This is a genomic window from Rhodococcus sp. IEGM 27 (assembly GCF_033142305.1).
GTDB lineage: Bacteria > Actinomycetota > Actinomycetes > Mycobacteriales > Mycobacteriaceae > Rhodococcus_F > Rhodococcus_F oxybenzonivorans.
The window spans coordinates 517,788-540,213 of the sequence record NZ_JAWLSG010000005.1 but is presented as its reverse complement, the minus strand read 5'-3'; the positions used below and the strand labels follow the sequence as shown (position 1 = coordinate 540,213).

Below are 22,426 nucleotides of genomic sequence, written 5' to 3'. Positions count from 1 at the left end.
TCGTGGCCACCAAGACCCTGACTCAACAGAATTTCGACGAGACCGTGACCGGCAACGATGTGGTCCTCGTCGACTTCTGGGCGTCCTGGTGCGGCCCGTGCCGCAGCTTCGCGCCCACCTTCGAGAAGTCCTCGGAGCAACACCCGGACGTGGTGCACGCGAAGGTCGACACCGAGGCCGAACAGGGAATCGCGGCGGCAGCGAACATCCGCTCGATCCCGACCATCATGGCGTTCCGGGAAGGCGTTCTCGTCTTCAACCAGCCGGGAGCTCTCCCGCCGGCCGCGCTCGAAGATCTGGTGACGCAGGTCAAGGCCCTCGACATGGACGAGGTACGTAAGCAGATCGCCGAGCAGACGCCGGCCGAATAATGCGAAGGACGTCGTCGCCCCGAATCCCTTTGACGCTCAGCTCCGAATCTCTGTGAGGCTCAGCTCCGAATCTCTGTGAGGCTCAGCTCAGTGGGCGGCGGCGTCCCAGCTGCGTCCGGTGCCGACCGACACGTCGAGCGGCACCGAGAGTTCGATGGCTGAAGACATGTTGTCGCGGACCAGCTGCTCGACCTGCTCCCGCTCCGTCTCGACCACCTCGAGTACCAGTTCGTCGTGGACTTGCAACAGCATCCGCGACTTCAGTCCCGCCTCGCGCAGTGAACGCTGCACATTGATCATCGCGACCTTGATGATGTCGGCTGCGGTGCCCTGAATCGGGGCGTTGAGCGCCGCCCGCTCCGCCACCTCACGCCGTTGACGGTTGTCGCTGGTGAGGTCGGGAAGGTAGCGGCGACGGCCGTACAGCGTCGACGTGAACCCGTCCTTGCGTGCCTGCTCGACTACCGCGTGCAGGTAGTCGCGGACCCCGCCGAATCGCGCGAAATATGCCTCCATCTGCGACTTCGCCTCTTCGGTCGAAATCTTGAGCTGAGCGGCGAGGCCGAAAGCGCTCAGCCCGTATGCCAAGCCGTACGACATCGCCTTGACGCGCCTGCGCAGCTCGGGGGTGACCTCCTCGATGGGCACGCCGAAGGCCCGTGCCCCGACGAAGCTGTGTAGGTCCTCCCCCGTGTTGAAAGCCTCGATCAGTCCCTCGTCGCCTGAGACATGGGCCATGATGCGCATTTCGATCTGGCTGTAGTCGGCCGTGAGCAGCGTGTCGAACCCCTCACCGACCACGAACCCGTCCCGGATCTGTCGGCCGGCGTCGTTGCGTACGGGGATGTTCTGCAGGTTCGGCTCGGTGGACGACAATCGGCCGGTGGCCGCGACCGTCTGGTTGAAGGTGGTGTGGATGCGCCCGTCCTCGGCCACCGTTTTGAGCAGCCCGTCGACCGTGACCTTCAGCCGGGTGGCGTCGCGGTGAGCCAGCAGATGTTCGAGGAAGGGATGCGACGTCTTCTCGAAAAGGCTCTGCAGCGCCTCGGCGTCGGTGGTGTATCCCGTCTTGGTCTTTTTCGTTTTCGGCATCTCCAGTTCGTCGAACAGCACAACCTGCAGCTGCTTCGGCGATCCGAGATTGATCTGCTTGCCGATGACGCCGTAGGCCGCCTCCGCCGCCTGCGACACCTCGGCCGCGAAGCGGCTCTGCAGGTCGTTGAGGTGCTCGCAATCGACGGCGATGCCCGCGGCTTCGATATTTGCCAGTACTTCGAGCAGCGGCAGTTCCATCTCGGACAGCAGGGCGGTCGATTCGATGTCTGCGAGTTCGGTGTCGAGTGCCGCCGCCAGATCGAGTACGGCCCTGGCACTGAGAATTTCCGCTTCCGCGGCCTCGGCATCTACCTGGTCGGCGTCGTCGAGCAGTGAGAGCTGCTCCTGCCCGGTCTCTTCCACGCGCAGTTCCCGGCGCAGGTACCGCAGAGACAGGTCGTCCAGGTTGAAGGTGCGTTGACCCGGGCGGACCAGGTAGGCCGCCAGGGCGGTGTCGCTGGTGAGCCCGCCGAGTACCCAGCCGCGTCCGCGCAGAGCATGCATTGCCCATTTCGCTTCGTGCAGAGCTTTCGGCTGCTCCGCGTCGGCGAGCCAGGAGCCGAGTGCCTTTTCGTCCTCCGGCGTAGCACCGACCGTGGTGATGTAGGCACCTTCCCCGTCTGCTGCGGCGATCGCGATGGCTGTCACGTCACCGCCGTACGGGGTGCGGGTGCCGACGACGGACACACCGGAGCGCGCACCGCTCGACGCGTGGGCCGCCAGCCAGTCTGCGACGGCACCCGGTTCGAGCGCACCGCCGCGGACCTCGAAGCCCTCCTCTGCTTCTGCTTCCACCGGCGCCAGCGTGGCGAACAGCCGATCCCGCAGCACCTTGAACTCGAGGTCGTCGAACAGCGCGTGAATCTTCTCGCGATCCCATTGGGCCAGAATCAGCTGGTCCGGGGTGTACGGCAGGGGCACGTCCCGCACCATCTCGGTGAGTTCCCGGTTGAGCAGGACGTTGGGGAGGTTGGCGCGCAGCGCGTCACCGACCTTGCCGCGCACCTGATCGACGTTGTCGACGAGGCCCACCAAATCCCCGTACTCGCGGATCCACTTGGTGGCGGTCTTCTCGCCTACTCCGGGGATACCCGGCAGATTGTCACTCGGGTCGCCGCGGAGGGCAGCGAAGTCGGGGTACTGCGCCGGAGTGAGCCCGTACTTCTCCTCCACCGCGGCCGGGGTGAACCGGGTCAGATCCGACACACCCTTCTTCGGATACAGCACCGTGACCCCGTCGCTGACCAACTGGAGCGAATCACGGTCACCGGTCACGACGAGGACGCGGTAACCGAGCGCCTCGGCCTGGGTGGTGAGGGTCGCGATGATGTCGTCCGCCTCGAACCCCTCCTCGGCCATCACCGGGATACCGAGAGCACCCAGGACGTCTTTGGTGATCTCGACCTGCCCCTTGAACTCGTCGGGAGCCTTGCTGCGGTTCGCTTTGTAGTCGGGGAACTTCGCGGCCCGGAACGTCTGCCGCGACACATCGAAGGCGGCGCCGACATGCGTGGGCTGTTCGTCCCGCAGCAGATTGATCAGCATCGACGTGAACCCGTAGACGGCGTTGGTGACCTGCCCGCTGTGAGTCTTGAAGTTCTCGGCGGGCAGGGCGTAGAACGCACGGAAGGCCAGCGAATGGCCGTCGAGCAGCATCAGGGTAGGGCGAGTCTCGTCCGGCGCGGCCGTGACGGACGCGAGGGACGTGGTGGACCGGGGTGTGGTTGCGGGGCTCACGGTTGCCCAGTCTAGGGAGCGGATCCGACACCGATCAGCCGGACGGTTCGAAACTCAACCGAAACGCGCCGGAAATCGTAGAACCCGATTTCGCGCGACTCGACCCGTTAGAGTCCGGAAATCGCAGCCCGGGCTGAAAGACGGGCCCGACGCTGCACGACCTGACCGAACTACACGTCCTCGGAGGACCTGCGTGGCCCCAACCGTGAGGAAGCGACTCCCAGCAGTGAGTGCGCGACCGATGTCCGTGAGGGAACGCACGAGACGGGGGCCGGTCACCCGGCAACTGCGCCGTGCGTTCGTCCTCCTCCTGCTCGGGTTCGTCGCGGCGATCGCGTTCGGCGGTTCCGCGGCAGCACAGCAACCCACCCCGACACCGGCGCCGCCGCCTGCTACCGGCCAACCTGCGCCCCCGGAGAATGCCGTTCCGGTCAGCGGCAATCTCAACAACGCCGGCGAGCGGCTCGCGGGTGTGACGGTGCGGGCGCTGGACGCCGACGGAACAGAGGTCGCCTCTACGGAGTCCGTGGAAACCGGGCGTTGGGAACTCCGGGTCGCGCCGGGCAAGTACACCTTCGAGATCGTCGCCGAGTCGCTCCCCGAGGGCGTCAGCGTGCAGGGCACCGTGGATCGTCAGGTGGTGGCCGGCCGCGCGAACACGGTCATCTTCTCCTTCGGTGAGGCCCGGACAGGTTCGGCGGTTCCGTTCTACGAGAAGCTGATCCGCCAGCTCATCGACGGCCTGAGGTTCGGCCTCGTGATCGCCATCGCCGGGGTCGGGCTGAGCCTGATCTACGGCACCACCGGCCTGACCAACTTCGCGCACGGTGAACTCGTCACGCTCGGCGCCGTCGCCGCCTGGGTCATCAACGTGTCGTTCGGGGTGCAGCTGATCCCGGCCACGATCCTGGCGATCATCGTCGGTGTCCTGATCGGCGTCGCCAACGACGCCGGGATCTGGCGACCCCTGCGGAAGCGCAAGACCGGACTGATCCCCCAGCTCGTGGTGTCGATCGGCCTCGCGATCGCCCTGCGGTACCTGATCCTCATCTTCTTTTCCGACCGCGCCGAACCTTTCGTCGACTACCAAGCCCAGGTGGAGAGGCATTGGGGTCCGATCGCCATCACCGACGCCAACCTCGTGTCCATCGGAATCAGCCTCGTCGTCCTGGTCGGCGTTGCCCTCCTGCTGCAGAAGACCCGCATCGGCAAGGCCATGCGTGCCGTCGCCGACAACCGCGACCTCGCTGCATCCTCCGGCATCGACGTCGAACGAGTCATCCGGTTCGTCTGGGGGCTCGGCGGCGGACTCGCCGCGCTCGGTGGCGTCCTGTTCGGCATCTCGGAACTCGGTGGCCGCGTGCAGTGGGAGATGGGTTTCAAACTCCTGTTGCTGATGTTCGCAGGTATCACCCTCGGCGGACTCGGCACCGCCTACGGCGCACTGCTCGGCTGCGTGATCGTCGGCATGCTGGTACAGCTGTCGACCCTGGTGATCAACCCCGACCTCAAGTACATCGGAGGACTGCTCATCTTGATCGTCATCCTCGTCGTCCGGCCTCAGGGCATTCTCGGCAGCCGCCAAAGGATCGGGTGATCGTATGGACATTCCCGGAGCACTCCAGGTCTCACTCGCCCAGCTGATAGGCCCCTCGGCAATCTTCTACGCGTTGCTGGCAATCGGCCTCAACCTCCACTTCGGCTACGCCGGTCTACTCAACTTCGGCCAGATCGGTTTCGCACTTCTCGGCGGATACGGCGTGGGCATCATGACCGTCACCTACGAGCAACCGCTCTGGCTCGGCATCCTGGTCGGTCTCGCCGCCGCCGGCCTCCTCGCTCTCGTTCTCGGTATTCCGACACTGCGGTTGCGGGCCGACTATCTCGCCATCGTCACCATCGCGGCGTCCGAGATCCTGCGGCTGATCTTCCGTTCCACCGCATCCGATTCCATCACCGGCTCGACCAACGGGCTGTTCGGCTTCGCCGACCCGTTCACCTCGCTGAGCCCTTTCGACTCCGGTAAGCAGTACAACTTCCTCGGCGTGAAGTTCTACGGCGACGACCTGTGGTCCATGGTGGTCGGGTGGACCCTCGTGCTGGTCCTCTGCGGGTTCGTGTACCTCCTCACCCACAGCCCGTGGGGTCGCGTACTCAAGGCGGTTCGGGAGGACGAGGACGCCGCACGTTCGCTCGGCAAGAACGTCTTCGTCTACAAGATGCAGGCGCTCGTTCTCGGCGGCATGATCGGCGGGCTCGGCGGCGTGTTCAACGCGTTGCAGACCAAGTCGATCAACCCCGACTTCTATTCCACCGCCCAGACCTTCTTCGCATTCGGCGCCCTCATTCTCGGCGGCGCGGCCACCGTCTTCGGACCCGTGATCGGCGCGATGCTGTTCTGGTTCCTGCTCGCCATCCCCGACGCGCTCTTGCGGCAGGCCATCTCCGGCCCCGACCCCCTGTTGCCGCTGACGGAACAGCAGGTCGGCGCGATGCGGTTCGTCCTGCTGGGAATCATGATCGCGGTCCTGATGGTGTTCCGTCCTCAGGGCATACTGGGCAACAAGCGGGAGGTGCAACTCAATGCCTGACCACAGACTGCCCGACGATCAGCAGACCGTCACCACCCTCACGACCGAGGAGCGGCAGGCGATCTTCGCCGACGTGCCCCAGGTCCCCGGCGCGCCCAAGCCCGACCCGATTCTGCTGGTGGACAACGTGTCCCGTACCTTCGGCGGACTCAAGGCCGTCGACGTGGCGCACCTCGAGATCCAGCGTGGGTGCATCACCGGGCTGATCGGCCCCAACGGTGCGGGCAAGACCACCCTGTTCAACCTCCTCACCGGTTTCGATCGGCCCGACAGTGGCACCTGGTCGATGGACGGCCAGTCCCTCGGCCGGATGTATCCGCATCAGGTGGCGCGCAGAGGGGTCGTACGCACCTTCCAGCTCACGAAGGCGCTGTCGAAGCTGACTGTGCTGGACAACGTCCGTCTCGGCGCCACCGGCCAGCGCGGTGAACGCATGCTCACCAGCCTGTTGCCGTGGATGTGGAAGGCGCAGGAGAAGGACGTCACGGAACGGGCCAATGAACTGCTCGCACGATTCAAGCTCGACACCAAGGCCGACGACCTCGCCGGCTCGCTGTCCGGTGGCCAGCGCAAGTTGCTGGAAATGGCGCGCGCGCTGATGACCGAGCCGACCGTGGTGATGCTCGACGAACCCATGGCGGGCGTGAATCCGGCCCTCACTCAGAGCTTGCTCGGACACATCAAATCGCTGCGCGACGAAGGCATGACCGTCGTCTTCGTCGAACACGACATGGACGTGATCCGCGACATCAGCGACTGGGTGGTGGTCATGGCACAGGGCAGCGTCATCGCCGAATCCGCACCCGCTCACCTTTCGTCGAACAACGCCGTCGTCGACGCCTATCTGGGTAGCCACCACGATCAGGCACTGGAGTTCGACGAGGAAGGAAACCCCGTCGGCGAGACTGCGGCGCTCGCCGAGGCGCTCGAGACTGCGGAGGCACAGACCCTCGAGACCGGCGGCGACCTCTCCGAACCCGACATCACCGAGCTGAGGCGTGAGAACCCATGACCGAACTGACCCCAGCGGAATTCGCGGCCACGCCCGAGGAGCACGCACGGCTCGCCGAGGGCGCTCTCGTCCGGGCCGACGGTGTGGTCGCGGGATACATTCCCGGCGTCAACATCCTGCGCGAATGCAACTTCTTCCTTCGCGAAGGCGAAATCGTCGGCATCATCGGCCCCAACGGCGCCGGTAAGTCGACACTCCTGAAGTCCTTGTTCGGACTCATTCCGGTCCGGCAGGGCTCGGTGACGCTGCGTGGCGAGGACATCACGGCCAAGCCCGCGCACGTGCTCGTCCAGAAGGGTGTGGGCTACGTTCCGCAGACGCAGAACGTCTTTCCTTCGCTCACCATCGAGGAAAACCTCGAAATGGGAATGTATCTGCGCCCGAAGGCATTCGACGAGCGATTCGCCTTCGTGGGCGATCTTTTCCCGCTGCTGATCGAACGCAGGAAAGTGAAGGCCGGCGCCCTCTCCGGCGGTGAACGGCAGATGGTGGCAATGGGCCGCGCGCTGATGATGGACCCGTCCGTACTACTCCTCGACGAACCGTCCGCCGGACTCTCCCCGATGTTCCAGGACGAGGTATTCATTCGCTGCAAGAAGATCAACGCCGCGGGCGTCTCGGTGATCATGGTGGAGCAGAACGCCCGTCGATGCCTGCAGATCTGCGACCGTGGCTACGTTCTGGACCAGGGCCGCAACGCCTACACCGACTCGGGACCCAACCTCATGCACGACCCCAAGGTGATCGAACTGTACCTGGGCACACTGGCGGGCAGTCGAGAGAAGAAATAGTCCGCACACACGAACTGTGGGCCAGGTTTCCCTGGCCCACAGTTCGTTGAAACACAGAACGTTTCAGCTGGGAAGGATCACTCCCCCACGACGATGTATCCGTCCGTCGTCAACTTGTTGTCGGCACCGAACTTCATCTTGCCGTACGAACCGATGGAGGGTTCGCCCGCATCACTGAAGTCGAGTTTGCCGGTGACGCCGTTGTAGTCGATGTCCGTTCCGGCCTGCACGAGCGGCAGGCACTCCTGGTACGACGTGCACGGCGTGCCACCCTCGGTGACGTTGTTGATGTTGGCGGCGATGTCGCGGCCCGCCGTCGACTTCGCCGCCTCCGCAGCCAGCGCGGAGACCACGACGGCGTCGTAAGACTCACCGGCGTAGTTGAAGTCGATCAGCGCACCGTTGATGCCCTTGAGGCGATCCTGGAACGCGGGACCGACGTCGGTGAGCGGAGTGGTGCCCTGCATCCCGTCGAGCAGCGGCGGCGCCACGGCCTCCCCCAGCGCATTACCCATGTTGCCGTCGACACCGTAGACCTTCATGCCGTCGGACGGGCCGATTCCCACCTCGTGCATACGTGTGATGATCTTGGCCGACTCCTCGAATCCCACTACTGCCACAGCATCCGGGGCGAAGTCCTTGACCTGATCGATCTCCGAGTTGAACGACTGTGCGTTGGGGTCGTAGATGATCTTCTGGATCTGATCTTCCGGAATGCCGGCGTCGGCGAGGTTCTTCACGATGTTGTCGGCGAGCCCGGTGCCGTAGGGGTCGTTCAGTGCGAGGACGGACACCCGCTGGCCGCCGTCGTCCGAGATGAGCTGCGACACAGCCTGAGCCTGCAACACGTCCGTGGGGGCCGTACGGAAGTACTGCCCCTTGTCGGCGTAGCAGACGAACTGGTCGGACGTGTTCGCCGGCGAGAACATCACGACACCCGCGCTGGCCACCTTGTCGATGACCTTGAGCGACACCGAGGACGACGCCGCACCGACGATCACCTGTGTGCCCGCGGCCAATTCGCGGTCGACCGTGGAGTTGGCCGTATCCGTGGTGGTGTCGCCCGAGTCGCCGGGAATCAACTGCACGGGCTGACCGAGCACTCCGCCTGCCGCGTTGACGTCGTTGACACCGAGCTGGGTGCCCGCCACCATCGGGGGTCCGAGGAAGGAGAGGCTACCGGTGTCGGGCAGCAGGGTGCCGATCTTCAGTGGCGCCGTGGACGGTGTCGTTCCGGCCGTCGCCTCTTCGGGGGTGCAGTCGGTGGTCACCGTGGTGGCCGAGGCGGCGGCACCGTCGCCTCCGCTGGCGGACTCGTCGCCACTGTCCGAACTGCAACCTGCGAGTGCGAGGCTCGCCGCGCCGAGAACCGCGGCCGCCCGCACGAGGGTCCGTTTAGCCATCCAAAGTCTCCTTAGATCACCTGTGTACGGACGCCACCCAAGTTGGCGTCCGCTGTGGGATCAGACGCTAGCTGTCCGGCGGCGATCGCGACCCTCGGCGAACGGCTCGTGACCTTACTGTGACCTTGATGCGGTCAGTGTTAACGCGGCCGTAAAGGGTTACTCGGGCTTCTCGCCGCCGAGGGTCTCGAGGACCACCTGGGCCACCGCTTTCATGGTCGAACGGCGATCCATCGCTGCCCGCTGAATCCACCGGAATGCTTCGGGTTCCGTGAGTGACTGCTTGTCCATCAGCACGCCCTTGGCGCGCTCGACGACCTTGCGTGTCTCGAGCCGTTCGGACAGGTCGGAGATCTCCCGCTCCAGTGCGGTCACTTCCTTGAACCGGCTGGCTGCCAACTCCACGGCGGGCACCAAGTCGGCGACGGAGAACGGTTTGACCAGATACGCCATCGCGCCGGCGTCACGGGCCCGTTCGACCAAGTCTCGCTGACTGAACGCTGTGAGAATAACCACTGGGGCAATACGTTTCGCGGCGATCTCGGACGCCGCATCGATGCCGTCACGCCTCGGCATCTTCACATCCATGATGACGAGGTCGGGTTTCAGCTCGACCGCCAGATCGACCGCAGTCTGTCCGTCACCGGCCTCACCGACCACGTCGTAACCCTCTTCACGCAGCATCTCGACGAGGTCCAGCCTGATCAGCGCCTCGTCTTCGGCCACCACGACCCGTCGCGGCGGGGTCGGCACGCCTTGCGGCTGCGGAGCGTTCATGGTCACCATTCTCCTCTGCTCGGACGACCCCGAAGCCGGGGAGCGAACGGTTAGAGGGTACCGGTGGTTGACTCCCGACGACGATCTTCTACAGTGGTACAGCGCAACACGCCCTCGTATCCCAATTGGCAGAGGAAACGGATTCAAAACCCGTCCAGTGTGAGTTCGAGTCTCACCGAGGGCACTGCCGGACAGTCGCATCAAGTGCAGGTCAGGGTCATCCCTGACCTGCACTTCGCGCAATGTACTGCTATCGCACCGTCCGCACCACTGCCTGCCGGCTGCGTATCGCCGCGGACGGCTACGACCACGGTGTCACGGGTCTGATCTGCGCCTTGCCGTCGAGGACGACGTCGACACGTTCCTGATAGAAGCACACCATCCCCGCGATCTGGGCGAGTTCGAGCGGCGGTTGTTCGTAACTCCACGCGATATCGACGCCCTTGTCACCGCCTCCCACGAGCGACCAATGTGACGCGTGGCCTTTGTACGCACAGACCGTCGAGGTCGGACTCGGTTCGAGCGCCGCGACGACGTCGGCGCGGGGCAGGTAGTAGCGGGCAGGGAGCACGAATTCGAAGAGGATCAGCGGGCGGGCCGACTCTGCGACGAGTCGGCCGTCCAGCTCGATGCGGATGGACGTCGAACTCCGCCGAACATCGATTCGGGAGAACGGGTCATGCGGGTGCCCGAAGATCGGTTCGTCCTCCTCGAGCCAGTCGAAGCCGTCGAAGTCGAGGATGACCATCGAGTCGAGTTCGGCCGGCCGGAACACCTGCCCGGTGGCGGCACCGGCAGTGACCGTCATCGGCGTCCCTGCGGTCGTGTGAAACCCGAAGGCCGTCCGCGGGTCGATGACCGGCGGGCCGCCCTCTTCCAGCGATACCGGCAGCTCCGAGGCGGCATCGTCCGACGCCTCCGCCAGGGTGCCCGTCACGTCGGAGATCGGCACCGCATAGGACGGGACGACGCGTCGTGGCTCCCACACCAGCACGGCGTCACGCGTGTCGACGACCGTGGCGCCGCCGAGACGCGCACGCACGCGCTTGGGAGTCGGCTGGTATCGGAGCTCCTGCCGAGCCTGCATCAAGTGGTCGATCATTCTGACGGCCATCCGCTGTACCTCCTTGTCGACCTGCGTACGCGCGAAGAGAACTGAGCCGCAGGTAGTGGCGGCTTTGTTGTGCCGGAACCCTGTGGTTCGGCGCGTGCCTGCCAGTACCATGGTGGCACGGTTCCGCCCTCGAGCACGGAGGTCACCCATGGATCTCGGCACCGTCAACTTCACGTACGACGGACGCGTAGCTCTTCGATTCCAGCAAGCGTTGTCGCATTCGCCGGAGAAGGTGTGGCGGGTACTGACGGACCCCCAGTATTTGAAAGTCTGGTTCCCTGCCGACGTCGACTTCGACCTCACCCCCGGCGCGGAACTGGTGTTTCGCGTAACCCCGGAGCAGGTCCGCCGGTTCGGATTACCCGAAGACCACACGACCACCGGCACGGTCATTTCCGTGCACCCGGGCCACATCCTCGAGTATCTGTGGGACGCGGAGACCCTGCATTGGGAGCTGAGTCCCGACGGGAGCGGCGGTTGCTGGTTGACGCTCACGCACACGGTGGAAGATGAAGACTCCGCCTATGCACACGCCGCGGGCTGGCACGCCGGCCTCGAAGTGGTGGAGGCGCAACTCGACGGCCGCGAGGTGAACTGGTCACCGTGGGATCGGGCCGACGAACTCGCATCGGCCTACCGCAAGGCCAACTGACAGTCCGCCCGGGTGCCGCCGAGACACCCGGGCGGAGCCGTTCAACCCAGCACCCCGGCGAGCCGCTCAACCCACGAGCGAAGTTTCGGTCCACCGGCCCTCGCCTTCCAGTTCCACTCCGAGCGAGTGGAACTGGTTGAGCGTGCTGCGGTGCCCGACACTGACCACGATGCTGTCCGGCAATTCGGACCGCAGGAGTGTGTAGAGCGTGTGCTCGAGCCCCTCGTCGATCGCCGAGGTGGCCTCGTCGAGGAAGATGACGGCCGGCCGCGCGGTCAGGACCCGCGCGAAAGCCAGCCGCTGCTGCTCCCCCGGGGACAGGATGCGGGTCCAGTCGGCTGTCTCGTCGAGTCGGTCGCCGAGATTGCCGAGCGATACCTTCGACAGCGCCTCACGGAGAGTGCCGTCCGCCGCTGTCGGTTCGCTGGGGTACGCCAGCGCTGTCCGGAGCGAACCGAGCGGCAGATACGGCCGCTGGGACAGGAATATGGCATCCCCGGATGGTCGCGACACCGTGCCGTCCGCGTAGGGCCACAGATCGGCGAGGGTTCGGAGCAGCGTCGTCTTGCCGGAACCGGACGGACCCTTCACCAACAGCGACTGACCGGGACCCACGGTGAGATCGAGACCCTCGATGAGCGTCGCTCCGGACGGAGTGCGCACGTCGAGCTTGTCGACGTCGAGTTCGTTCCCGGATTTGCCCGTCTTCAGGATCGGGAGTGCGGCGGAGTGCATGTTGTCGTTGGCCAGACCAGTGAGTCGGATGAGGGTGGCGCGGAAACTCGCGAAGTCGTCGTACGACTCGCGGAAGAAGGACAGTGAGTCGTGCACCTGTGAGAACGCCGTCGATGTCTGCATGACGTCACCGAGTGAGACCTGACCGCTGAACAGCCGCGGCCCCTGAATCAGGAAGGGGAAGATGACCGCTGTCTGGTTCACCGAGAGGTTCCAGCCGTTGAATTTGAGAGTCCGGAAGACGATGTGCCACATGTTGCGGATGACGTGCGCGAACCTGCCTGCCAGCGTTCGCCGTTCGACGTTCTCGCCGCGATAGAACGCGATGCTCTCGCCGTACTCACGGACCCGGATCAGTGCGTAGCGGAAGTTCGCATTGAGCTTCTCGTTGAGGAAGTTCAGCCTGATGAGCGGCTTACCGATCCAGAACGCCACGAGCGTGGTGACGAGAACGTAGACGAAGACGAGGAAGATCATCGCCCGCGGAATCTCGGTGCCGAAGATGGTCATCGGACCGGACAGGTCCCACAGGATTCCGGTGAACGACACGATCGACAGCACCGCGGTGACCGCGCCCATGGACAGCACCCGGGCCGTGGTCACGAAATTGGTGATGTCAGCCTGGATCCGCTGATCGGGGTTGTCGATCGCGTCGTCGAGGAAGCGGTCGCGGTAGTAGGCGCGACTGTCGAGCCAGTCGTCCGTGAGGTGGTGGGTGAGCCAGACACGCCAATCGATGTCGAGGGTCTGGCCGATGAGGAACTCGATCAGGGCGCGTACGACGTGGATGGCCGCGAGGAACGCGAACACCCGCAGAAAGTGCCAGAACGCGGTCTCGTCGAGGTTCTGGATCGAGTCGTAGAAGTCGTTGGACCAATAGGAGAACAGTACGTTCATCCGCACGGCGAACACCGTGAACAGCAGTAGGACCGCGAGGATCACCAACGGCTTGGGACTACGCCGCGGATTGAAATACGCCGCCGCGAAACGCCAGAACTGCCCGCCCCACTTGGTGAATCGAGCGAGCAGCACGATGACGGCGACAAAGACGACGGCAGTCATCACGTAGGCCTTCAACAGCCATACCGCGCTGTCCCACACAACGTTGTTCCAGTCCACGACCCAGGTCCCCGATCACGAGATGAAGCTCAGGAGAAAAGATGGCGAAGTCTAACCCTGGTTCGGCGTGATCGGCGAGAGAAACGTGAACGACACGTCCGTCGTCGCCCGGAAAGCTACCCGTCTTGTGCAGGTTCCTGCTTTTCTTCGGTGTCCGGATCTCGGTCTCGATACTCTTCCTTGAGGTTGCCCTCGTCGTCGACATAATCGTCGAAGGCGGTGCCGGAGACCGTGCCTCCGGAGCCGGGGAGTACGACCGTCTCCCGGGCGCCCGGATCGTACCGAGCGTCGATTTCTTCGGCCTTCTTCTTGGCCTTCTCGATCGCTTCGTCGTCGGGACGGGGCACTTCGCCCTCGGTCTGCTCGCCGGTGTTCTTCTGCTCGGTGTCGTCTGCGCTCATGGTGCACGTCCGTTCCGTCGGAGATCCGGAATCGACGATACGCCCCGAACCGTCACTTCCTGGGCGGGAAATGACGAATCAGACCTTCCTGCACCACGGTGGCGAGCAGTTCGCCTTCGAGGGAAAAGAAGCGCCCGGTCGCAAGCCCTCGTGAACCGGCGGCCACCGGCGACTCGGTGGCATAGAGTGCCCAGTCGTCGAACCGGAACGGGCGATGAAACCACATCGAATGATTGACGGTGGCCGCCACGATCCGGTCGAGGCCCCACGACAACCCGTGCGTGGTGATGATGGAATCGAGCACCGTGGTGTCCGACGAGTAACCCATGACGGCGACGTGGATCAGCGGATCGTCCGGAAGATCGCCGTCCGCCCTCATCCACACCCGGTTGTGGGTGAGCTTCTCCCCCGTACCCTTCATGATCCAGGACGGGTCGTTCGCATACCGCATGTCGATCGGCTTCAGGGCGTTGACGAACATCTTCAGCCGGTCCTCGTAACCGAGAAAATGATCACCCAGGGGCGGAAGTGTCTCCGGGAACGGAACATCGGGAACCGCGACCGCGTGTTCGAGTCCCTGGCCCCAGTCCTGGAACGCCGCAAGCATCACGAAGAGTTCCTGACCGTTTTGCAGGGCGGTGACCTGCCGGTTGGCGAAGGCTCGGCCGTCGCGGTGACGATCGACGCGATACTCGATCGGTTCCTTCACGTCACCACCGCGAATGAAGTGGGCGTTGACCGCGTGCACCGCCCGTTCACCGGAGACGGTGCGGCCGGCGGCGACCAGAGCCTGCGAGATCAACTGGCCGCCGAACGTCCGGCTGCCCACCTGCGCGGGATGCCGACCTCGATAGGTGTCCTCCCCGATCTTCTCCAGATCGAGGAGTTCGAGAAGAGTCTCGAGATCGGTCTTCGCCGCGACTTCGCTCACCTAGTGGTCCTCTTCACCGATTCTGTGGACGTGGATCAGGTTGGTCGATCCTACGGTGCCGGGCGGCGAACCTGCCACGATGATGACCAGTTCACCCTTCTGGTAACGGCCGAGGCCCAGAAGTGCGTGGTCGACCTGACGGACCATCGCGTCGGTGCTCTCGACGGGGTCGACGAGGAACGTCTCCGTGCCCCAGGTCAGCGAGAGCTGGCTGCGCACCTCCGGGAGCGGAGTGAACGCGAGCAACGGCAGCGGGGTGTGCAAGCGAGCGAGTCGCCGCACCGTGTCGCCGGACTGGGTGAAGGCAACGAGCGCCTTCGCGTCGAGTCGCTCACCGATGTCGCGGGCGGCGTAGGAGATGACGCCCCGTTTGGTGCGCGGAACGTGGGTCAGCGGAGGCACCCGGGTCGATTCACCCTCCACGGCCTCGACGATGCGGGCCATGGTGCGCACGGTCTCCATCACGTATTTACCCACCGAGGTTTCCCCGGAGAGCATGACCGCGTCGGCACCGTCGAGAACCGCGTTGGCCACGTCGGACGCCTCGGCGCGCGTGGGGCGCGAGTTCTCGATCATCGACTCGAGCATCTGCGTGGCAACGATGACCGGCTTCGCGTTCTCGCGCGCGATCTGAATGGCCCGCTTCTGCACGAGCGGGACCTGCTCGAGCGGAAGTTCCACGCCCAGGTCACCACGCGCGACCATGACCGCGTCGAACGCGAGGACGACGGCCTCGAGGTTGTCGATGGCCTCCGGCTTCTCGAGCTTCGCGATGACCGGGATGCGGCGACCGACGCGATCCATGACCGCGTGCACCAACTCCACGTCGGCAGGTGAACGCACGAACGAGAGGGCGATGAAATCGACACCGAGGTTCAGCGCGAACTCGAGGTCGGCGATGTCCTTCTCCGACAGCGCGGGCACCGACACGTTCATCCCCGGCAGGGACACACCCTTGTTGTTGCTGACCGGGCCACCCTCGGTGACACGACACACCACGTCGTTGCCCTCGACGCCGGTGACGACGAGACCGACCTTGCCGTCGTCGACGAGAAGCCGGTCACCCGCCTTGGCGTCCTCCGCGAGCTGCTTGTACGTGGTCGACACCCGGTCGTGCGTGCCGACGACCTCGTCCACGGTGATCCGGACGAGCTCACCGTTGGCCCAGGTGGTGCGCTCTTCGGCGAACCGGCCGAGCCGAATCTTGGGCCCCTGGAGGTCGGCGAGGACTCCGACCGCCTTTCCGGTCGCATCCGATGCGGCTCGGACGCGGTTGTAATTTTCCTCGTGGTCGGAGTGTTCCCCGTGGCTGAAGTTCAGCCGGGCCACATCCATACCGCTTTCGACGAGTTCGCGAATACGGTCACCGGTGGCGGTAGCAGGTCCAAGAGTGCATACGATCTTCGTCCGTCGGTTCACGGCCTGAAGCCTAGTCGTCCCGCCCGCCCATCTCCATTTAGACTACGGCCAGCGGAAGCGCCGTCGGATGCACCGGCGAGGGGAGGTCGGACGCCCCTGTGAGGTACGCATCGACAGCATGCGCGGCGGACCTGCCCTCGGCGATCGCCCACACGATGAGCGAGGCACCGCGATGCGCATCGCCGCACACGAACACTCCCGGTGCGGTGGTCTGCCAGTCGGGACCACAGGACAGCACGCCCCGACGGGTGGGGCTCAAACCGTAGTCGTCGAGCAGCGGGCCGAGGTCGACGCCCTCGAAACCGATCGCGAAAAGGGCTAATCCGCAGGGTAATTCGATTTCCTCCCCCACCGGGGTGATGATGCGCTTGCCGTCCTCCCTCGACACCCGGACCTCCGCGAGCACCATGGCCCTGACGTTTCCGTTCTCGTCACCGAGGAACCGTTGCACCGCAACCTGATACCGGCGGACGCCGCCCTCCGCGTGGGCCGGCGACGTGCGCAGCACCATCGGCGACGCCGGCCACGGAGTCACGGACTCGTCCCGCTCGCTCGGCAACTCCGGGCGGTAGTCCAATTGGGTCACCGACAACGCTCCCTGTCGATGCGCAGTTCCGAGGCAATCCGCGCCGGTGTCACCGCCACCGATGATGACGACGTGCTTGCCCTTCGCGGTGATCGACGCAGGGCCGTCACCCTCGCACTCCTTGTTGGACGTCACCAGGTGCTCCATTGCGAGATGGATACCGCCCAGCTCCCGGCCCTCAACCGTCGTGTTGTCGCGGGCACGCAGGGCGCCGATGGCAAGGACCACCGCATCGAAGTTGGCCCGCAACTGGTCCACGGTGAGATCGACACCCACCTCGCAGTCGGTGACGAAATGTGTTCCCTCCGCGCGCATCTGGACCAGTCGCTGATCGAGAACCGACTTCTCCATCTTGAACTCGGGGATGCCGTAGCGAAGGAGTCCCCCGAGCCGGTCGTCGCGCTCGTAGACGGTGACATCGTGTCCGGCGCGGGTGAGCTGCTGGGCGGCCGCGAGCCCGGCCGGACCGGAACCGACCACCGCGACCTTCTTGCCCGTGGCGATCATCGGCGGTTTAGGCTCCACCGTTCCGGTCTCCCAAGCGACGTCGGCGATCGTCTGCTCGATCCGCTTGATGGTGACGCTGCCCGTCGTGTGGGTGTCGGCGAGCGAGAGCACACACGCCGATTCACACGGCGCCGGGCACAACCTACCGGTGAACTCCGGGAAGTTGTTGGTCGCATGCAGACGCTCGCTCGCCGCCGACCAGCGGCCGCGGCGCACGAGATCGTTCCACTCCGGAATCAGATTGCCCAGCGGGCAGCCCGCACTTCCCGAGTGGCAGAACGGAATACCGCAGTCCATGCAGCGGGTGGCCTGCTCGGCTACCTCGGCGTTGCGCTCCTCGGGACTGAGCGGACTGGTGACCTCGCGCCAGTCGTGCACCCTTTCCGCAATGGGTCGCTTGGGTGCTTCCTTCTTGGGGATGTGCAGGAAACCATGCGGATCAGCCACGAGCCGCCTCCATGATTGCGGTGTCCACGTCGAGCCCCTCGGCGCGGGCCAGCCGAGTGGCCTCGAGAACCCGCTGATAGTCCACCGGCATCACCTTGGTGAACAGCGCCGACCGCCGGGGCCAATCGGCGAGCATCGAAGCCGCGACGGTGGAGCCGGTCCAGTGCAGATGGTCGCTGACGGTACGGCACAGCCAGTCGAGGTCCTCGGGGTCGGGTGTCAGCAGGGTTACCATGGCCGGATTGACGTCGGCGGGGTCCAGGTCGAGCACATATGCGATCCCGCCCGACATTCCGGCCGCCAGGTTCCGTCCGGTGGGACCGAGGACGACGACCCGTCCGCCCGTCATGTACTCGCACCCGTGATCGCCCACTCCCTCGACCACGGCGGTCGCTCCGGAATTGCGCACCGAGAACCGTTCGCCGGCCCGTCCGCGGAGGAACAGTTCACCGGAGGTCGCACCGTAGAGCAGTGTGTTGCCGGCGATCACCTGAGTCTCCGGGACGAACAGGACGTCGGCGGCCGGTCGCACCACGATTCGCCCGCCCGACAGCCCCTTCCCGACATAGTCGTTGGCGTCGCCGGTGAGGTCGATGGTGATGCCCGGCGGCAGGAACGCACCGAGTGATTGACCCGCCGACCCGGTGAAGGTGAGCCGGATGGTGTCGTCGGGGAGACCACCCGCACCGTAACGACGGGTGACCTCGGCACCGAGCAGCGTCCCGACCGTCCGATTCACATTGCGCACGGGCATCTCGATCTCGACGGGATGCGCGTCTTCGAGGGCACCTTCGGCCAGCTGGATGAGCGTGCGGTCCAGCGCCCGGTCCAGGGCATGGTACTGGTCGGTCACCTTACGCCGCTGGGTGAGTGGGCTCCCGTCGGGGCCCTTCGGCAACGCGAAGATCGGCGAGAGGTCGAGTCCGCGGCTCTTCCAGTGCGCGATTCCCTCGGCCGTCTCGAGTATGTCCGCGTGCCCCACCGCCTCATCGATGCTGCGGAAGCCGAGACGCGACAGGTGCTGCCGCACGTCCTCGGCGATGAAGCGGAAGAACTCCTCGACGAACTCGGGCTTGCCGGTGTACCGCTTACGCAATTCGGGGTTCTGAGTGGCCACACCCACCGGGCAGGTGTCGAGGTGGCACACACGCATCATGATGCACCCCGCCACGATCAACGGCGCCGTCGAGAAGCCGAACTCCTCCGCCCCGAGCAACGCAGCGACGACGACATCCTTCGCGGTACGCATGCCGCCGTCGCACTGAACGGTGATCCGATCGCGCAGACCGTTGAGCACGAGTGTCTGCTGCGCATCGGCCAGTCCGATCTCCCACGGCGTACCCGCATGCTTCATCGACGTGAGCGGAGTCGCGCCGGTGCCGCCGTCGTTGCCCGAGATGAGGACCACGTCCGCGTGCGCCTTGCTGACACCGGCCGCCACTGTCCCCACACCCACCGAACTGACCAGCTTCACATGGACACGGGCCTGGTCGTTGGCGTTCTTGAGGTCGTGGATCAGCTGTGCGAGGTCCTCGATCGAGTAGATGTCGTGGTGCGGCGGAGGTGAAATCAACCCCACGCCCGGAGTCGAGTGCCGGGTCTCCGCCACCCATGGGTACACCTTGTAGGCGGGCAACTGCCCGCCCTCGCCAGGCTTGGCTCCCTGGGCCATCTTGATCTGGATGTCGCTCGCGTTGACGAGGTAATCACTGGTGACGCCGAATCTTCCGCTCGCCACCTGCTTCACGGCGCTGCGACGGGACGGGTCGTAGAGGCGGTCGACGTTCTCCCCGCCCTCCCCGGAGTTGGATCGCCCACCGAGATTGTTCATTGCCACAGCCATCGTCTCGTGCGCCTCGGCGGAGATGGACCCATAGCTCATCGCGCCGGTGTTGAAACGAGTGACGATCCGCTCCGCCGGCTCCACCTCCTCGAGCGGCACCGGAGGCCGGAGGCCCTCACGGAAGCTGAAGAGGCCGCGCAGTGCACCTCCGGCTGCAGCGAGCCTGTTCACCTCGTCGCTGTACTGGGCGAAAACCTCGTGCCTGCCGGTGCGGGTGGCGTGCTGGAGGAGAAACACGGTCTCGGGCGTGAACAAATGCAGTTCGCCGTCGCGGCGGAACTGGTACTCGCCGCCGTGGGCAAGCCGGCGGTGCGCGTACTCGGTGGGATTGTCGGGGTAGGCCTGCCGGTGCCGGAGCAGCACTTCCCGCGCGATCTCGTCGAGTCCCACGCCACCGAGTTTGCTGGTGGTCCCCCGGAAATACTCGTCGACGAGGCCGCGGTCGAGGCCGAGTGCCTCGAAAGCCTGGGCGGCGGTGTACGAACCGACTGTCGAGATGCCCATCTTCGACATCACCTTCAGCACACCCTTGCCGAGTGCCGTCAGATAGTTGCGCACCGCGATCGTGTGATCGACTCCCGTCAGCTCGCCCTCCGACACCAGGTCCTCGATCGACTCCATCGCGAGGTACGGATTGACCGCGGCCGCTCCGTAGCCGATGAGCAGCGCCAGATGATGGACTTCGCGGGCGTCGCCGGACTCGACGACCAGCGCCACCTTCGTTCGTTCCTTGGTGCGGATCAGGTGGTGATGCACCGCGCCCACGGCCAGCAACGACGGGATGGGTGCGCGGGTGTGGTCGGAGTCGCGGTCCGAGATCACCAGTGTGCGGTATCCCTGCGCGATCGCAGCGCTCGCCTGGATGCGCAGTTCTTCCAGCGCATCGGCCATGCCCGCACCGCCGCGCTCCACCTCGTAGAGACCGCGCAGAACGGTCGCCGCCAGACCGGGGTGGTTGCCGTCCGCGTTCACATTGATGATCTTGTTCAGGTCGTCGTTGTCGAGCACCGGCCACGGCAGCACTATCTGACGACACGACGCCGCAGTGGGCTCGAGCAGATTCTGTTCCGGACCCATGACCCGGGACAGCGACGTCACGATCTCTTCGCGGATTGCGTCGAGCGGCGGATTGGTCACCTGGGCGAACAGTTCGACGAAATAGTCGTACAGCAGCCGCGACCGGGCGGAGAGCACAGCGATGGGCGTGTCGGTTCCCATCGAGCCCAGCGGCTCCCCGCCGGACGCCGCCATCGGCGACAACAGGATCCGCAGATCTTCCTCGGTGTAGCCGAACGCCACCTGTCGCCGGACCACCGACTCGTGGTTGTTCTGGGCGTGCGGTCGCTCGGGCAGCGTCCTCAGGTCGAGCAACCCTGCATAGAGCCACTCGGCGTACGGCTTCTCGGCTGCGAGCCGCGACTTGATCTCGTCGTCGGGAACGATACGTCCCTCCGACGTGTCGACCAGGAACATGCGCCCCGGCTCGAGGCGCCCCTTCGCCACGACCTCGTCCTGGGGCACGTCGAGGACACCGCTCTCGCTCGCCAGGATCACCCGCCCGTCGACGGTCTGCCACCAGCGGCCGGGCCGCAGACCGTTACGGTCCAGCACTGCCCCTACGACGGTTCCGTCGGTGAACGTCACACACGCCGGCCCGTCCCACGCCTCCATCAGCGATGCGTGGAACTGGTAGAAAGCGCGCCGATCGGGACACATCTTCGTGTCGTTCTCCCACGCCTCGGGCACCATCATCATCACCGCATGGGGCACGCTGCGTCCCGCGAGATGCAGCAGCTCGAGCACCTCGTCGAACGAGGCAGAGTCCGACGCCTCGGGGGTGCAGATGGGGTACAACCTTCGGAGGTCTCCTGGGATGGCGGCACTCGACAACATCGCCTCCCGCGCCCGCATCCGATTCCGGTTGCCTCGAACGGTGTTGATTTCCCCGTTGTGCGCCACGAAGCGGAACGGGTGCGCAAGCGGCCAGGACGGGAACGTGTTTGTGGAAAACCTGCTGTGCACCACCGCGAGCGCACTCATCATGCGGGGATCCCGCAGGTCCACGTAGTAGAGAGGCAGCTGGGGAACGGTCAGCATGCCCTTGTAGACGATGGTGCGGCTCGACAGCGACGGGAAGTAGACGCCCGACCCGCTCGACTCGACCTCCGGAGTGATCTGCTCGGCGCGCTTGCGCAGCGGGTAGACGAGGCGATCGAGGTCGAGACCACTGGGCCGCCGTCCGCCGGTCGGCGGCGCCGCGACGAAGAGCTGACTCATGTGCGGCTCGCATCCGCGTGCCGTGGCCCCGAGGTCGGCGCCCTCCGAATCGATCGGCACGTCCCGCCACCCCAGGATGTCGAGCTCCTCCTCCTCGGCGAGGTCCTCGATCCGCTTCCGGGCCGTCGATCGCGCCTCCGGGTCCCGAGGAAGGAAGCAGAAACCCGCGGCGTAAGTACTACTTCCGTCCGGGGCGGGCGAAGGAAGGTCGAAATCGACGACCTCCTCGAAGAGCTCGGTGGGCAGCTGCACCAGAATTCCGGCACCGTCGCCGCTGTTCGTCTCGGCGCCGGCAGCGCCGCGATGCTCGAGGTTGTCCAGAGCGACGAGACCATCCGCGACGATGGAGTGCGAACGGCGGCCGTGCACGTTCACCACCATGGCGACACCGCACGAATCGACTTCGCGATCCGGGTCGTAGAGACCTTGCGGACCGGGCGACTGAGAGAACAGCACCGATATACCTCCACATCGGCCGAGGGGACCACCGGTGGCGCTTGCGCGTCCCTGCCGGCGGCCTCCGCTAGCGGGGTCGCCACGACGGGCGCTAACTGCATTTCGGGGGTCTACCGGGACAGCCTCGGCCCGTGAAGGTTGTTACCGGACATACATCCGGCG

General features: G+C 65.3%; 16 protein-coding genes and 1 tRNA gene. 7 read left to right on the top strand and 10 right to left on the bottom strand.

What is annotated here, in order from left to right:
• Window positions 1–2: 2 nt before the first annotated feature.
• Window positions 3–371: a thioredoxin gene (gene trxA / locus R4P95_RS20525; RefSeq protein ID WP_109329403.1), complete on the top strand. Its 369-nt coding sequence runs from the start codon at window positions 3–5 to the stop codon at window positions 369–371.
• Between the two features lie 87 nt (window positions 372–458).
• Here trxA and polA read toward each other — a convergent pair whose 3' ends face one another.
• The gene (gene polA, locus R4P95_RS20520; protein WP_317746135.1) at window positions 459–3,203 is read right to left on the bottom strand and encodes a DNA polymerase I; all 2,745 of its coding nucleotides are present in this window, start codon (window positions 3,201–3,203) and stop codon (window positions 459–461) included.
• Window positions 3,204–3,429: 226 nt separating this feature from the next.
• On the opposite strand from polA, the gene R4P95_RS20515 reads away from it, so the two are divergent.
• The 4 genes from R4P95_RS20515 to R4P95_RS20500 are packed head-to-tail and all read left to right on the top strand — an operon-like array spanning window position 3,430 to window position 7,597.
• The gene (locus R4P95_RS20515; protein WP_317746136.1) at window positions 3,430–4,800 is read left to right on the top strand and encodes a branched-chain amino acid ABC transporter permease; all 1,371 of its coding nucleotides are present in this window, start codon (window positions 3,430–3,432) and stop codon (window positions 4,798–4,800) included.
• A 4-nt stretch (window positions 4,801–4,804) separates the two neighbouring features.
• Window positions 4,805–5,794: a branched-chain amino acid ABC transporter permease gene (locus tag R4P95_RS20510; RefSeq protein ID WP_159921853.1), complete on the top strand. Its 990-nt coding sequence runs from the start codon at window positions 4,805–4,807 to the stop codon at window positions 5,792–5,794.
• Window positions 5,787–6,806, top strand: a complete 1,020-nt coding sequence (locus R4P95_RS20505; protein WP_317746137.1) for an ABC transporter ATP-binding protein — start codon at window positions 5,787–5,789, stop codon at window positions 6,804–6,806. The genes R4P95_RS20510 and R4P95_RS20505 overlap by 8 nt, the downstream gene beginning before the upstream one ends.
• A complete protein-coding gene (locus tag R4P95_RS20500; RefSeq protein WP_213572351.1) occupies window positions 6,803–7,597 on the top strand; it encodes an ABC transporter ATP-binding protein in 795 nt (264 codons plus the stop codon). The genes R4P95_RS20505 and R4P95_RS20500 overlap by 4 nt, the downstream gene beginning before the upstream one ends.
• Window positions 7,598–7,674: 77 nt before the next feature.
• Here the strand turns inward: R4P95_RS20500 and R4P95_RS20495 are convergent, their stop codons facing one another.
• Together R4P95_RS20495 and R4P95_RS20490 are read right to left on the bottom strand one after the other, a co-directional pair.
• A complete protein-coding gene (locus R4P95_RS20495; protein ID WP_109329397.1) occupies window positions 7,675–9,000 on the bottom strand; it encodes an ABC transporter substrate-binding protein in 1,326 nt (441 codons plus the stop codon).
• Window positions 9,001–9,159: 159 nt separating this feature from the next.
• Window positions 9,160–9,786, bottom strand: coding sequence for an ANTAR domain-containing response regulator (locus R4P95_RS20490; RefSeq protein ID WP_213572352.1), 627 nt, complete (start codon window positions 9,784–9,786; stop codon window positions 9,160–9,162).
• Between the two features lie 101 nt (window positions 9,787–9,887).
• On the opposite strand from R4P95_RS20490, the gene R4P95_RS20485 reads away from it, so the two are divergent.
• Window positions 9,888–9,961 (top strand) — tRNA-Leu (locus R4P95_RS20485).
• A gap of 117 nt (window positions 9,962–10,078) precedes the next feature.
• On the opposite strand, the gene R4P95_RS20480 is transcribed toward R4P95_RS20485, so the two are convergent.
• Entirely contained in the window at window positions 10,079–10,891 is an 813-nt protein-coding gene (locus tag R4P95_RS20480) for a DUF427 domain-containing protein (protein WP_317746138.1), read from the bottom strand.
• 148 nt (window positions 10,892–11,039) lie between these two features.
• Between R4P95_RS20480 and R4P95_RS20475 the strand changes: the two genes are divergently transcribed.
• The gene (locus R4P95_RS20475) at window positions 11,040–11,543 is read left to right on the top strand and encodes an SRPBCC family protein (RefSeq protein WP_317746139.1); all 504 of its coding nucleotides are present in this window, start codon (window positions 11,040–11,042) and stop codon (window positions 11,541–11,543) included.
• Between the two features lie 66 nt (window positions 11,544–11,609).
• On the opposite strand, the gene R4P95_RS20470 is transcribed toward R4P95_RS20475, so the two are convergent.
• The 6 genes from R4P95_RS20470 to gltB form a co-directional block, all read right to left on the bottom strand.
• A complete protein-coding gene (locus R4P95_RS20470) occupies window positions 11,610–13,397 on the bottom strand; it encodes an ABC transporter ATP-binding protein/permease (protein WP_317746140.1) in 1,788 nt (595 codons plus the stop codon).
• A gap of 116 nt (window positions 13,398–13,513) precedes the next feature.
• Window positions 13,514–13,798, bottom strand: coding sequence for a hypothetical protein (locus tag R4P95_RS20465; RefSeq protein ID WP_109329392.1), 285 nt, complete (start codon window positions 13,796–13,798; stop codon window positions 13,514–13,516).
• Window positions 13,799–13,850: 52 nt separating this feature from the next.
• Window positions 13,851–14,729, bottom strand: a complete 879-nt coding sequence (locus R4P95_RS20460; protein WP_159921841.1) for an acyl-CoA thioesterase — start codon at window positions 14,727–14,729, stop codon at window positions 13,851–13,853.
• On the bottom strand, window positions 14,730–16,148 hold the full coding sequence (gene pyk / locus R4P95_RS20455) for a pyruvate kinase (RefSeq protein WP_213572356.1): 1,419 nt from the start codon (window positions 16,146–16,148) through the stop codon (window positions 14,730–14,732).
• A 37-nt stretch (window positions 16,149–16,185) separates the two neighbouring features.
• Window positions 16,186–17,688, bottom strand: coding sequence for a glutamate synthase subunit beta (locus R4P95_RS20450; RefSeq protein WP_213572357.1), 1,503 nt, complete (start codon window positions 17,686–17,688; stop codon window positions 16,186–16,188).
• Complete coding sequence (gltB, locus tag R4P95_RS20445) at window positions 17,681–22,264, bottom strand: glutamate synthase large subunit (protein ID WP_317746141.1); 4,584 nt, start codon at window positions 22,262–22,264, stop codon at window positions 17,681–17,683. Before gltB ends, R4P95_RS20450 begins: the two co-directional genes overlap by 8 nt.
• Window positions 22,265–22,426 lie beyond the last annotated feature (162 nt).